A 13,977-nucleotide genomic window follows, 5' to 3' on the forward strand; every position below is an offset into this window, starting at 1 on the left:
CAGAACTTCGCCTTGCCGGCACAGACTAGAGCCGAACCCAACAAATCCCGCCGGTGAGATGCACAACAATTATGATCTCAACTTCGCCTGCGGCATGCGCAGCAGAACGGACAAGCCAGATGGCTGCCAGTCACGCTGGATCTCCGCACCCAAGGCATTGACGAGCCCTTGCTCCAGCCGGCTGCCAAACCCTCCTTTTTCGACGAGCGAGGGTTCTGGACCGTTCTTCTCGATCCAACTTAAGTGAATGAGATCGTCGTCGCTCCAAACCCGGACATCGAGGCAGCCTTCCGGCACTGACAACGATCCATATTTCGCCGCGTTCGTCGCCAGTTCATGCAGGATCAGGGCAATGTTGGAAATCGCCTTTCCGCCGACCTGCGGATCTTCTCCCTCGATCTTAATCCGCCCGCCAGATGTATAAGGGTCCAGAATCGTGCGGGTCACCGCAAGCAGCCTCGTCTCCGATTCGCCGGTATGATCTTCTGGCTTGACTGCCATGGTCAGCTCATGGGCACGCGCAAGCGACGTCAGTCGAGATTGAATAGCGCGTAGCACATCATCAACATTTCCCGGCGACCTTGCACTGATCGATACGATTGCGCTCGCCAACGTGAACAAATTCTTCACGCGATGGCGCATTTCCCCCATCAAAAGCTCCTGTCGCTCCTGCGCAAGGCGTCGTTCCGTTATGTCACGCGCAATCTTGGATGCGCCGACAATGTCGCCCTTCGCATTGCGGATGGGAGAAATCACCAGCGATATATCGACTAACGTTCCATCCTTGCGGCGACGACGCGTCTCGAAATGGTCGACGCGCTCGCCTCGCTGGATTCGCGAGAGGATAACCGGTTCTTCGTCAAGCCTGTCCTCGGGAATGAGGATCGTGATCGGCTTGCCTAGGACTTCGTCCGCCGAATAGCCAAATAGGCGCGACGCACCATCGTTCCAGGTTTGAATGATGCCGTTAAGATCCTTGCTGATGATGGCGTCATCCGATCCCCGAATAATCGCCGCCAGCCAGTCACGTGGTTCTGGACCATCCTCAGCCACAGGTTTTTTCCAGAGAAAGGGGCTATTTCGCGGCTGAGGTCCGCGCAAATGAACTTTTGACGGCTGACCGGCGGCGTCCGCGCCGCAATCCTTATCTTCTATCGACACGCTTGGCTCCCAATAGTCGGCAAGATTTCGCCGGAGATGCGGTTTCGGCTCCCGCGAAACGGAAGAGCTCGAAAGAGCATCGTTGAATTGCCTCACGCAATCGAGAATGGAGGGATATTCTCTCACCGCAGCGATTAACTCGCATGGGATTGTTCGATGCCTGAAACACGCGAAGGGCTGATTAAAGCAGCCCGCACCTCGGCAAATATTCCGATGCTCAGACGCTGGATATCAGGCCATAACAAGCAAGACATAGCAATCCCGTTCACAAAGGCAATGCTTAGCGGGCTCTTTTCCCTGAAGGGTACGATTGCGGCGGCACCATCCCTCAATCGATAAGGCTTCTGCAATTTCGTGGTTCTCCTGGTCCGATCGCGAAAAATCGCGCGGGGAAACTCGTGCGAAGGCGCCCGCTGACCACGGACGCCCTCTTGCCTTCGACCTTCTGTGCTTTTCAAAGCCGGTTCATGCGATATCGCTGGCGCTCAGCTTCGATCTGCTCAGGCGTATAGGGTTCGGCCGTCTCGTCGAAACGCGTCCAGCCCTCTTGCGCATAGAGTGCCCGGCGGGATGATATGTCGACGGGCTGCGACCGGGTGAGGATCGCCTGGGCCTGCGGTAGCTTTGCCTCATCAACCCTTGCGGTTACAACCGACCCTCCGCGACGGATGCCTTCGGCGTAGACGTGGGCTTCATCTTCCGGGACGCCTTCGCTGATCATCGCTCCGACGATGCCTCCGACGGCACCGCCAGCGACAGCACCGGCTACTGCTCCCGCGGCAGTGGCCGCGAGCCAGCCGGCGGCAACAACAGGGCCGACCCCGGGAATTGCCATCATGCCGAGACCGGTCAAAAGACCGCCAGCGCCCCCGGCAACAGCGCCGACACCGGCACCCGTTCCTGCTCCCTCGGCTGCGTAAGTGCCCTGCCCTTCGACGTCGACACCATTTGCCTTGTTTGTCACGATGCTAATGTCGTCAGATGGGATGCCTGCATCCTCGAGAGATTTCACCGCAGCCTTGGCGTCGTCATAACTGTCATAGAGTCCGGTAATGGTGCGCATATCGCGTCTCCTTCTTCTCAATTCGTTACTTGGTCATCGTGACGTTGCCCTGGAAGTCCAGAGATACGCCCGTGTCCTTGCCGTCCTTCTTGGCAGTCGCTCGCCAAACGCCCTGACCGTCCAGTTTGAGTGCCGTGACGTCCGTGTAGCCGGCGGCTTCGATGCGGGATTTGGCCTGGTCTTCTGTGAAGCTGTTCTTGCCAGCAACCGGCGCTCCCGGGTTCTGACCAGTATTGACCGCCGGAGTTGTCTGGGATGTAGACGGCGTCTGGCTCTGGGCCAGGGCTGCCGTTGCCGAAAGCAGAAGTGCAGCGACGAAAATGGATTTCTTCATGGAAGTTTCCTCCTGTTACGCTCATCGAACAAGAGAAAGATCAATTTGTTCCGCAGCTTATGACGACCACGGCGCTCGGAACGAGAGGTGCGACGAGCTCCAGGGGCGGCTTGATCAGGTCCATGGTGTCTGGGCAACGCGGCCCAGGAACAACAAGGCCGGCGCATCGGAAAGTAGTTTACCTGCCTAGGAGCGGCAGACTGACGCAACTCAACCAACTTCGTCCCCGCACTGCTATCATTCTTTGCGCGCTCCTTTCGAGATATTTCCTCCGCCAAGGAACTTTCAGCTCACCGATACAGTTGCTTGGATCGGAATTAGGAGGATCATCAAATATGGAAATGCAACGGTCTTTCGAGCGGCGCCGGCCGACAAGAGGCGTCCCTTATTGCCTGGCGGATTTCCAGAAGAAATACGGACTCGATGACGCTACGGCCGAGGATCTGTTCGTTCGGTTCGGCCCTTCTTCAGTTGAGCTTGATTTGCTCATGGCGGCAAAGCGCAAAATGCTCTCCTTCGATGACTTGACGAACGAGATGCCCTTACCATCGGCCGGCCCGAGGGAAACCAATCCGTCTTCAGAAGCGATGAGAGCTTTAAATGGCCAGCAACGAAGAAAGAAGAATGAAACACGCCGCGAGCGACCTGCACACAGACCTTAGTCTGGTAAGGGGCGAGTTCCTCTCCAACAAAATTTCGAGCCGGAATTCGGCGGCCGCGGTTATTCGTTCGCCATTCCGCTGGGCTTCATCGCGTCGACGCCGCGTTTGCGATCTATCCAGCGCATGACCGGTCTCGAGGCGACACCATGGATCGATATCGAAACGAGAATGATGATGAATATCGTCGTCCAGACGGTCTCGAGCGCAGCGAAGGATCCTCTGGCGGATGCAAACGCCAGGTAATAGATTGATCCGAGACCGCGAATACCAAAGATTGAGATGATCCATTTTTCGTCAATAGGCAGGTTGCAACCGAGCAAACTGATCAAGCCTGCGCCCGGACGGACAACGGCTAGCAGTAGCACCGCGACGGCGACCATGCGCCAATCGACATGTGACATCAGCGATCCCTCCCCAATGACCGATCCAAAGCAGACCAGAAGCAGCATCATCAGGAGCCGTTCGATCTGCTCGCCGAAGTCGTGGAGTTCAGCATGAAAGCGGCTTCTACGCTCAGCACTGCGTAAGGTCAGGGCCGCAATGAACACGGCGACGAACCCATAACCATGCACGAATTCCGCCGCGCCATAGGAAATGCAGGTGAATCCAAGTACCGCAAGACCCTCTCCCGTCCTGGCGAGACGACCTGGTTCAGGCGCCTTGAAGGTGAAATAACCCAGTGCTCGACCGAGAAGCCAGCCTACAAAAACACCTGAAGCAAGCCTCCAACCAACGTCGACCGCCAGCCAGCGACCGAGCCAGTCGGTTCCGTGATTGCCGGACGTCGCCATTGCGAGAGCGGCCAAGACGAAGGGAAAGCTAAGCCCGTCATTCAATCCGGCTTCCGAGGTCAAAGCGAAACGGATATCGTCTTTTTCACCAGTTTGGGGCGGCCCGACCTGCACGTCGGAAGCAAGTACAGGATCTGTCGGAGCAATGGCAGCGCCGAGGAGAAGCGCGGATGGCGGATCAAGCTTGAGAATGCTCCAGCCGAGAAGCGCTGTGGCGGCTATTGACAGCGGCATGGCGACGCCGAGCAGCCGCCATGTAATGGCCCAGTGCCGCAAATCAAAGGGTCGATCAATCTTCAGCCCTGCCCCCATGAGTGCAACAATGACAACAAGTTCGGTAAGATGCTCGGCCCAAAACAAGTTCTCGATAGGATTCTTCTTCGGAAGCGGAGTAAAGGGGGACCAGGCCAGCCCCATACCGATCAGAATGCAGCACATTGGAAGCGATATTGGCAATCGCCTGAGAACGAGCGGCAACCATGTCGTGGCGAGCACGATACCGCCGAAAATAAAGAGCGTGACCATGTAAGAGGATGGCATAGGCGCTCCGGGCAAACTCACGAGTTCTGATGAGAGCTCGTGTGGTCCAAAGCGATCTTGACGGCCGGCGCCATTCAAACCGCCTCGAATTGCGGTGATGATCTCGCTCATTCAACCAATATCCGGACATTTGGTTCCCGCCCGTCACCTCGCCGTCTCTGTGAGTGGCCATCTAATGTCTACGGGCATGTTTGCTCCCTACTAGGAGAACGTTGGCTAGCTGGAGGGGCTGTCGCTTTTACCGCGAGAACGTCGATAATGTCGCTGGGCCTTTGCCCGGTTCCCGCAATCTCCCATCGAACACCAGCGCCTGTTCATCGCCCTGCTCTCGTCGACGAACAGCCATCCGCAGCCACGGTCATCCTGGCATTGGCGGATACGGTGCGCTTTCGGACCGGTCATGAGGTTTACAGCGGACATGATGATGGGTTTGAGCAGGTCTGGATCGCTGGCTCCGTCGATACACCAGACCAGTTCACCGGCAATCGTCCCAAGCCTTATTCCGTCTGCGGGCTGAACCAAAAGAGCATTGAAATGCTCTAAAGCCTCGATCGGAGGGGCGACATCGGCGATGCGAGCGACAAGGAGTTCATAGACAGCTTCGCGCAGTGCAATCGCCGCCTCATAGGCTTTAGCGCTGCCTTGTGGATGTGCGCGCCACCGCGCATTGATCAGTGCCAACGGCTGTTCACTCCCAGGTATGTTGCCGGCCAGCCATTGCAAGAATGCCTGAGCGTTAGGAAGCCGCTCCTCACGGGACGAGCGCAATCGCCAAGCTGCCGTGTTTACAAACCGGATTGCCAATTCCTCTTTGGGGTCGCTGGCGACGCCTGAACGTCGGTCTTCATTGGAACTCATAGTCTTCATCCTGGTTTGGTTCATAACCCTATAAAAGGTTAGGACCAGCCACGATGCTTTCAAGGATACATATCACGTTCGGTGCGGCCTTTGCCGCGATCTATATCATCTGGGGATCGACCTATCTTGCCTTAGCTTTGGGTCTGCAAACGCTGCCACCCTTTCTTCTGATGGGCATACGCTGTTTGATCGGGGGCACCATTCTCTATGGCTATGCAAGGGTAAAGGGTGCCGAAGCTCCATCCGTCACGATGTGGGGAATCGCGGCAGTTTGTGGCTTGCTCTTCTTCGTCGGATGCCACGGCGTTCTGGCATATGCGCAGCAGCGCGTTTCATCCGGCGTGGCCGCTCTGCTGCTGGCAACGATCCCGTTCTGTATCGTCCTCCTGCAAGTTTTCATTCCCGGAGGTGAGCGGCCGACCGCGATGAGGGCGGCACTCCTCGTTCCCGGCATCGCTGGTGTAGCTCTCATCGCATGGCAGGAAATATCTTCCCGCGCGAGCGCGGTGCACCTCGTGGATTTGCTTCTCCTGCTGGGTGCCTCCTTCTCATGGGCCGTCGGAACGGTCATATCGGAGCGCCATTCCGCCAAATTCGCTTCAACTGGGCTCGCTGGAATCGAACTGCTCGCCGGCGGAGTAGCATTGGCCGTCATCAGCGCGCTATCGGGCGAGTTGGAAGCTGTGCAGCCGACCCGGATCTCCGCCGTTTCACTGGGTGGCCTGGCCTACCTGATTCTGTTCGGTACCGTGATAGCCTTCGCCGCATATACGTGGCTGCTGAAACGAGTAGCGCCTTCATTGGTCGCCACTTACACTTTCGTAAACCCGATCATTGCCGTTGTCCTCGGCTATGCGTTTCTGGGAGAAAGCGTAACGACGCCCATCCTCATAGGCGCCGCAATGATCATTGTTTCGGTGGCCGGCATGCTGCTGCTCCAATACAAATCGACTAGGAAGGACGAGATGCCCCATTTTTGCGAGGCTCAAGTATCTCCCCGGCATCCCTGAAAGCGGTTGCCAGATCTCTCGCCTCTCGCGAGGCGGATTCCGAGTCGAGGCAAGCCGCGTTGAAGTAGGAGATCACTCCATCGCGTCGCTCACATAGATGGCAGCGGAGAGTGCCTGATCTCCGGCCCGTTACGGTGCTCACCGCCCGCTCAAGCATGGTCTCTGGCGCGTCTGAGATAATTTACCTGCTTTCATGATCACCTTATCAGGTGGGGCAATTCTCCGTAAATGATCCACCCGCTTCTAAAGCTGATCATCGAGCACGTCTCGAATTCTAGCTGCCAAATCGGCGGAACTAAAGGGCTTGGTGATCAGCTTCACGCCTTTGTCCAGTCGGCCATGGTGGATGATGGCGTTGCGGGCGTAGCCCGTCGTGAACAAGACCTTCAGACCAGGCTTCAATTCGCGCGCCTGCTCGGCCACCTGGGCGCCGGTCATGCCGCCCGGCAGCACGACGTCGGTAAACAGCAGATCCACGCGTCCCTGCCGCTCCAACAGGCGAAGTGCGGACGGGCCGTCATGTGCCTCGACCACGCGGTAGCCGAGCTCGCGTAGGATTTCGACAGAATAGGTTCTAACGTCGTCGTCGTCCTCGAGGACGAGGATGGTCTCCTCTCCATCGCCATCGAGGATCGCAGCATCGTTCTCGCTCTCGGCCTCGGCGGTGCCGGCGGTCACAAGTCGCGGAAGATAGATCTTCACGGTCGTGCCCTGTCCAACCTCGGAATAGATTTTTACATGACCGGCAGACTGTTTAACGAAGCCATAGACCTGACTGAGACCGAGGCCCGTGCCCTTGCCGACTGGCTTGGTGGTGAAAAAGGGCTCGAACGCTCGCCCCAGTGTCTCTTCGTCCATCCCTATGCCGGTATCCGAAATGGAGATGCATACATATTGCCCAGGGGCCACCTCGGCATAGTTGGCTGCGTATGCCTCGTCGATGTGAGCATTGGCGGTCTCGATGGTGAGGCGGCCACCCTCCGGCATGGCATCCCGGGCGTTCACCGCCAGATTGAGGATCGTTGCCTCGAGTTCGTTGCCGTCCGCTTCAACCTGCCACAGACCGGCACCCAGCACAGTCTCGACCGATACCGTCTCGCCAAGCGTCCGGTGCACCATTTCCGAGAGTCCGGTCACCAATCCATTCACGTTCAGTGGCTTCGGATCAAGCGGCTGGCGCCGTGAGAAGGCCAGCAGGCGCTGGGTGAGGGCCGCAGCGCGCCGCGCGCCAGTGAGCGCGTTATTTGCCGCCCGCTTCAGCCGTGGCGAATCGTCCGCAACATTGCGCAGGATGGTGTCGAGATTGCCAATGATCACCTGCAGCAGGTTGTTGAAGTCATGAGCGATACCGCCGGTGAGCTGGCCGATCGCCTCCATCTTTTGCGATTGCCGCAGCGCCTCTTCATTCAATTTGAGCTGGGCTGTCCGTTCCGCAACCTGCTGTTCCAGAGTAGCGTTTAGCTCTCGCAAAGCTGCTTCGGCGCGACGGCGTTCAGCGATTTCGCGTTGGGCGGCCTGGGACAGCCTGACGTTGTCGATCGCCACTGCGGCTTCCGCTGCCAAACCCGCCAATCCCCTCTCCGATCGCTCGTGGAACATCCCGGGCGTGGCATGGCCGAAAAACAGCCCACCCAAGACTTCTCCGGTTCGCGAAACGACAGGAACGGCAAGATAGCTGCGCACCGGAAGATGGCCCTCCGGCATTCCTTTGCGAGGCTCGTTCTTGCCGTAGCGCGGATCTCTGGTGATATCGTCGGAACGAACGATGCCTTCGCCGCGAAAAGTCGGACCGAAAACGTCCGTGTTACGCGGCATTGGGAATTTCGAGAACGCCTCGATTGGGGCGCCGGACAAGGTATAGAGCATATAGCTCTCGCCCTGTTCATTGAGCACATTGTAAAAGAATGCCCCGAACTCTGCGCCCGACAGATCGACCCCGGCATCGGTGACAACCTGCACGAGCTTGTGAAGATCGGTTTCCGCTGCCAGGGCCGAGCCTGCGCGATTGAGAATCTCGAGCGCGCGGCGTTCCTCGGCGGCTTCTTCCTCCGCTACCTTGGCTCGGGTGCGATCGCGCAGGATCTTCACGAAGCCGGTGATCTCGCCGCCCGCGTTGCGAATCGGGGTCATTTCGCCGACCGCCCAGAGCCGGCCGCCGCCCTTCCGGATCCGCCACCCCTCGGTGCCACCACCGCGACCATGGGTGCGGGCTTCCTCGAATTCGAGCCCGATCTGGTTCGCATCTTCGAACAAGCGATCAAGCGTCTGGCCAAGCATTTCTTCTTCGGTCCAACCGAGCAGACGATAGGCGCCCTCGTTCCAACTCGTCACCAAGCCTGCCAGATTGGTAGTTATGATCGCCGTGTCTGTCGCGCTCTGGACAATCTGGCGCCAGTCGGATGCGCTGATCGCGTCGGGCCTGAACTCCGAGTTAGGGTCGCTCATGTCAGCCCCTTGGAAACGTACTGGTTCAGGCCGAATTGTGACGTTTGACGGAAGAACGGCATTAAGACCTGCTGCATAGATCCCCCTCCAACGGCAATGTAAACATATTTCAAGCGACTTCGTTCCAAAGGCTGCCGCTACCTGGCTAGCGAGCACCCGGAGGCGGATCGGCGCTGCAAGCCTCTGAAATCATCTGTCGGACCAAGTTCTCGGCACGCCGTTAGGCGATCAGCGCACCTCGCTCGGATGGAGCGTCTTCTCCAAAGGAGGAAATCAAAGCTATCAGTAACGCTGTCTCATGATGCTGAAGTTCTATTCCTCGCCTTTAAGTTTTTTATTTAGAATACTTCTCCTGTACATCGATGTTTGACGAGAGCATGACGCTACTTAGCACACGCTCCACGTCGTTGATGACGTAGGGCTTGGCCAATGTCGGGACGTTCTTAAAAGCGGGATCTAGTCCGGTTCCGCCGTAGCCCGTTGCAAAGACGAAGGGTATGCCGCGTTCGCGTAGTATCTCAGCAATTGGATAGCTCGGCTGCCCGTTAAGATTGACGTCGAGAATTGCCAAATCGAATTCCCCGCTTCGAGCGATCTCGCACCCTTCAGGCAATTGCGACGCCACGGCGGCTATCTCATGGCCAAGATCCACCAGAATGTCCTCCATCCACGTCGCCAGGAGAACTTCGTCTTCGACCACAAAGATGCGTAACTTCTTGGCAGTTTCCTTCATGTCTAGTCGTTCCATCGTTGGGGAAATTCAATCCATCTAGAGATTCAGGAAAAGATAATCCTGAAAGATGGGAGGAGAGCTACTTCTGGCACTCGAAATTTAATCCCCATGCGGCGTATATTCTATCAAGCCTCGCAAAAAGGCTAGATCCAGCCGCCAGAACGCTTAGGATATTATTTGGTTCCAGAGCAATTGCTGCGTGCATGTCGGCGCGGACCGTGGACCAGTTTCCGATATAGTACGCTGCGCCTCAAATAGTCACTGGCGATCATATGTCGTCTTCTTCGCGTCTATTGCGACAAATGCGGATCGGGGTGCCGTCATATAACGGAGAACATTGGGAAAAATTTGTTTAATTGGGCAGAGTTCGCCGGTCGGCGTAAGCCTGCAAGCTCAATGACTATTTCATCCTTGCCTATCTAATTGTCTATCCAAATGTTTGATGGGGAACAAACCTCCATGTGCCTTCGGCCGAGGCGACGCCGACAATCGATACCGCGCCTCGCGCAGAAGATTGTGGTGGGCAGCTTGAACGCACGATCGTTATAGCTGCATCCCAAGGACGAATGTCGCTTGAATGGAGCCCTTCTGGGTTGATTATCTCGATGCTCATGCCGCTAGCACAGCTCGATATCTAGCCTTCTGCACCCGCGCGGGTGTGACAGCCATAGGACGACGACGCCGAACGCACCGGCGCGCATACTTCTTCCTCCTGCAGCATTGAAAATGACGGGTCACAAGATCTTAGCCAGAACTTCAAAACTATCCGCTCTGCGCCTGCACATTCCTGACTGACGGGTTTCACGAATAATTTCAGTGGCCGCGTTATGGGAGGACTGCGTCATCGATGTAATGAGCGCAACCGCATCCGCGTCGTCGAATACTCCCGATTGAAGTTCAATAGTTCCGCCTTGGCGTACTGCAATGCTGACGCTCAGCATGTCTATCCTCCCGTGAAAATTTTCCGATACGAACCGCCAAAGAGAGGAAAAGGTTCCGGTGCCCCTCAAAATTGTTGCCTCATGCCTCGGTCGAGGAACTCAGGCTAGACACAGCTCGCTTATAAGGGGTTCTCGAATGATACTCTCGGCTGGCGCGGCCCAGGGAGAACCGCCAGACTTTCGTATCGATTGCGATTTTTGCCCTGCCAACTTCGGCGCCGTCAAAGCACGATCAAGCCACCGCCGCTATACGGTTGATAGGCATATTCCTTATACCTTTCATCGCACCGGTCTCAGCCTCGGCCGGGCAAATAGAAGTGCCGGCGCGTAGCCGATTAGAATACAACCTGTAGCTTTTCCGTTTTGAAAAATCGCAATAGTATCGGCTGCCCGTTCATTCATGGCTGCGGGGGAGGCGGGCCGATGGTCGATTACAAGCGTCTTTCGGATGAAGATTTGTCACTTGCGATCGACAGAGCGCAAGCAGCGATAGAGGGGCAGTGCCTGATCATCGCGCAGATCGCGGCGACCGCTGCATGTTTTCAGGATTCGGCAGAGCACCGTCAGATCGAGGAGACCACATCAAAATGAGGGAAAGGTTAGCGTCTGACTCAATGAAATGGAGACGGAACGATGGAGGAGAAAATAACGCGATCCCTCTCTGTGGCTCTGCTTTAGCGCTCGCTGAAGCAACTAGGGGCCTCGTCCGTCTTCAATTTCATACTCAACCTACCTGATTTCCGTTTGGCGGTGGCCCACATCTGTTTCAAAAGAAGGGAGCATCTCACTAATCCTGAGATATTCGCAAAACAAATAGGCGTTAAAGTTATCATTTAATCAAAAAACGGATGAGATTATAACTACTCTCATGCATCTTAGGGCAGCGCTGTTAATCCTGTTTCAATAAAGCTTGGTTAGCTTTGTTTTTGATTGGACAGGACATGACGCGCCTGTGGTCGAGCGGCGTCTCGACGGCTCGCGGACTGCTTTTCTCTTAGAAATTTCACCTCAAGAGCTCCAGAAATATCGGTTTCGACGAAGCGGGTTAGCGTCATAGCGCCCGAACGTAGGTGAGCAACTATGATTTTTTCCCTTCGCAATATACTTGTTGGAATTTTCCTTTTTCTCAGCATCGCTCTATGTGTGCTAACGGGATCTTCGACGCTTGATGCCTATCGCGATGCAGGCAAGTATGCCGACGTCTCGAAGTTCACCATGCTAGACCGCGCGATCTTCCAAACACTTGCGAATTTTCGCAACGAGCGAGGTGACGGGTCGTCGCTCGCCAAACTTGAGCTTGGCGCGCAAGATGCAACGCTTACCTTGTTGAAAGCGGACAGGGGCATCGTCGACAAATATATGGCTGACGCAAAATCGGTCTTTGCAAACATCGACGACCCGACGCTCAAAGCTCCGATTGCCGATGTCATGAACGCCTATGACCGCGTGGTCGCATTCCGCTCAAAGCTTGACAGCGAAGTCACCAAGAAGCTCGCCGATCGCGACCCGACACTGCAAGCCACGACCCTGGACATCGGTCAGCAGTTCTTGACCGCGTTGGAGACAGGTTCGACCGCCATTGAAAGCCGGATCCGTACGAGTGATCCTTCAATGACGGCGCTCATTCAGATCCGTGCACTGACATGGTACACGCGCGCAACGGCTGGTGCTGCAAACTTGTTGTTCGTCAACATACTCGCCTCCGGAGAGGCGATGAAGCCTGAGGACGTCAGCAAGATTCAACAATTCGATTACACCGCGAATTTCACCTGGGGACAGGTCGGCACCCTGGTCAATCACCCCTCGACACCACAGGTCGTCAAGGACGCCTATAAAGTCAGCAGCACGACCTTTTTCAGCGGTGACTTTGCAGCAAAGCACAATGCATTGCTTGCGAAGTTCGCAGCCGGTGAGAAGAAGGCCATGTCTCTCGACGACTGGCGCCCTCTTGGCAACGCCGCCCTTCTAACGATCACGAACACCGCCGCGGCAGCAGCAGATGGCATGGTCGCCACGGCATCCGCCAGTCAGCATGATGCATTCGTCAGCTTAATCGCCTACGGGCTCACTTTCCTTGTGGCCGTCGCTCTCAGCATTACGGGCATCTGCGTCATCATCTTTCGTGTCACCAAGCCCGTCGGGGCACTAACTCATTCCATGACCGAACTCGCCGAAGGCAACCTCTCGGTCTTAATCGGTGGCGTCGAACGGCGCGATGAGATCGGCGCCATGGCCCGTTCCGTACAGATTTTCCAACAGGCAGCCTTGCGCAACAAGGCGCTGGAAGCCGAAGCCGCCGAGGCACGCATTACATCGGAGAATGAACGCGTCGAAGTCCAGCGCCGTGCCGAGGCAGAGGCAGAAGAGAGGCTGCTGCAGGCAACAGGTTCGCTTGCGACGGGACTTCGTCATTTGGCATCCGGCAACCTGCGTTGTGAGATCGAAACGCCGTTGGCTGCGCAGTTCGAAGCTCTGCGTCACGACTTCAATTCATCGGTCAGTCAGCTGCGTGCTGCCATGTCCCAGGTCGGCCAGGCCGCGTCGCTGGTAAACAGCGGTAGTTACGAGATTTCGCAGGCTTCCGATAATCTTTCCAAGCGAACGGAGCAGCAGGCCGCCTCGCTGGAAGAGACCGCAGCAGCGCTCGAAGAGGTAACGGCCAATGTTCAGTCGACCTCCAAACGAGCTGGCGATGCACGTGACCTGGTGCGTGGTGCCCGATCGCGGGCAGAAAACTCCAGCCAGGTAGTCGGCAATGCCGTCAGCGCCATGGGCAGGATCGAGCATTCGTCCAAGCAGATCAGCCAGATCATCAGCGTGATCGACGAGATCGCCTTCCAGACCAACCTGCTTGCGCTTAACGCCGGCGTCGAGGCGGCGCGAGCGGGCGAAGCCGGCAAAGGCTTTGCTGTTGTCGCCCAGGAAGTCCGCGAACTGGCCCAGCGTTCGGCCAATGCCGCCAAGGAGATCAAGGCCCTGATCGGCAACTCCGAAGTCGCAGTCAGCGAGGGCGTGAAGCTCGTCAACGACACCGGCGAGGGCCTTGCAGCTATTGCCGACCTGGTCCTGCAGATCAATCAGCACATGGATGCGATTGCAACCGCCGCTCAGGAACAGTCCATGGGTCTTTCTGAGATCAATAGCGCCGTCAATCATATGGACCAGGCGACACAGCAGAATGCCGCCATGGTCGAAGAGATGAATGCGGCTGGCGCTGGTTTGGCCGAGGAAAGCAAGCGTCTCGGAGAGCTCCTGAGCGCATTCCGCACAGGCGAAGCTGAGCGCATGGCGCCGCAAGCGAGGCCTATATCGCGGCCCGCCTCCACCCCGACAACGGGCCGCCTTGCTGCGCACCCCTCTCCCGTCACTCAGGGCAACGCTGCGCTTAAACATCTTCAGCAGGAGTGGTCAGAGTTCTGATTGATCTGACGCCAACAGA

The 13,977-nt window shown here is 56.8% G+C and carries 12 protein-coding genes; 4 read left to right on the top strand and 8 right to left on the bottom strand.

Annotated elements, in window-relative coordinates; genetic code table 11:
- Nucleotides 1-69: 69 nt before the first annotated feature.
- From PH558_RS12670 to PH558_RS12680, 3 genes are all read right to left on the bottom strand, one after another.
- Nucleotides 70-1,161: a sensor histidine kinase gene (locus PH558_RS12670; protein ID WP_285204684.1), complete on the bottom strand. Its 1,092-nt coding sequence runs from the start codon at nucleotides 1,159-1,161 to the stop codon at nucleotides 70-72.
- 454 nt (nucleotides 1,162-1,615) lie between these two features.
- On the bottom strand, nucleotides 1,616-2,224 hold the full coding sequence (locus PH558_RS12675; RefSeq protein WP_095433208.1) for a general stress protein: 609 nt from the start codon (nucleotides 2,222-2,224) through the stop codon (nucleotides 1,616-1,618).
- Between the two features lie 25 nt (nucleotides 2,225-2,249).
- Entirely contained in the window at nucleotides 2,250-2,558 is a 309-nt protein-coding gene (locus PH558_RS12680; protein ID WP_285204686.1) for a PepSY domain-containing protein, read from the bottom strand.
- Between the two features lie 335 nt (nucleotides 2,559-2,893).
- Here PH558_RS12680 and PH558_RS12685 point away from each other — a divergent pair, with 335 nt between their 5' ends.
- Nucleotides 2,894-3,220, top strand: coding sequence for a hypothetical protein (locus tag PH558_RS12685; RefSeq protein WP_285205025.1), 327 nt, complete (start codon nucleotides 2,894-2,896; stop codon nucleotides 3,218-3,220).
- A gap of 59 nt (nucleotides 3,221-3,279) precedes the next feature.
- Here the strand turns inward: PH558_RS12685 and PH558_RS12690 are convergent, their stop codons facing one another.
- Nucleotides 3,280-4,551: a cation:proton antiporter gene (locus tag PH558_RS12690; protein ID WP_285204688.1), complete on the bottom strand. Its 1,272-nt coding sequence runs from the start codon at nucleotides 4,549-4,551 to the stop codon at nucleotides 3,280-3,282.
- Between the two features lie 216 nt (nucleotides 4,552-4,767).
- On the bottom strand, nucleotides 4,768-5,409 hold the full coding sequence (locus PH558_RS12695; RefSeq protein ID WP_285204689.1) for a CGNR zinc finger domain-containing protein: 642 nt from the start codon (nucleotides 5,407-5,409) through the stop codon (nucleotides 4,768-4,770).
- Nucleotides 5,410-5,462: 53 nt separating this feature from the next.
- Here PH558_RS12695 and PH558_RS12700 point away from each other — a divergent pair, with 53 nt between their 5' ends.
- Nucleotides 5,463-6,419 carry an EamA family transporter gene (locus tag PH558_RS12700; RefSeq protein WP_285204690.1) on the top strand — a complete coding sequence of 319 codons (957 nt, stop codon included), beginning with the start codon at nucleotides 5,463-5,465 and terminating at the stop codon, nucleotides 6,417-6,419.
- A 243-nt stretch (nucleotides 6,420-6,662) separates the two neighbouring features.
- On the opposite strand, the gene PH558_RS12705 is transcribed toward PH558_RS12700, so the two are convergent.
- The 3 genes from PH558_RS12705 to PH558_RS12715 form a co-directional block, all read right to left on the bottom strand.
- Nucleotides 6,663-8,864, bottom strand: coding sequence for an ATP-binding protein (locus PH558_RS12705; protein ID WP_113410242.1), 2,202 nt, complete (start codon nucleotides 8,862-8,864; stop codon nucleotides 6,663-6,665).
- A 334-nt stretch (nucleotides 8,865-9,198) separates the two neighbouring features.
- The gene (locus PH558_RS12710; protein ID WP_113410241.1) at nucleotides 9,199-9,597 is read right to left on the bottom strand and encodes a response regulator; all 399 of its coding nucleotides are present in this window, start codon (nucleotides 9,595-9,597) and stop codon (nucleotides 9,199-9,201) included.
- Between the two features lie 734 nt (nucleotides 9,598-10,331).
- On the bottom strand, nucleotides 10,332-10,538 hold the full coding sequence (locus tag PH558_RS12715; protein WP_095433214.1) for a hypothetical protein: 207 nt from the start codon (nucleotides 10,536-10,538) through the stop codon (nucleotides 10,332-10,334).
- Between the two features lie 423 nt (nucleotides 10,539-10,961).
- Here PH558_RS12715 and PH558_RS12720 point away from each other — a divergent pair, with 423 nt between their 5' ends.
- The gene (locus PH558_RS12720; protein ID WP_285204693.1) at nucleotides 10,962-11,129 is read left to right on the top strand and encodes a hypothetical protein; all 168 of its coding nucleotides are present in this window, start codon (nucleotides 10,962-10,964) and stop codon (nucleotides 11,127-11,129) included.
- Nucleotides 11,130-11,618: 489 nt separating this feature from the next.
- Entirely contained in the window at nucleotides 11,619-13,958 is a 2,340-nt protein-coding gene (locus tag PH558_RS12725; RefSeq protein ID WP_285204696.1) for a methyl-accepting chemotaxis protein, read from the top strand.
- Nucleotides 13,959-13,977 lie beyond the last annotated feature (19 nt).

Origin of the sequence: Rhizobium pantanalense (genome assembly GCF_030182525.1) — a bacterium.
Taxonomy (GTDB): Bacteria; Pseudomonadota; Alphaproteobacteria; order Rhizobiales; family Rhizobiaceae; genus Rhizobium.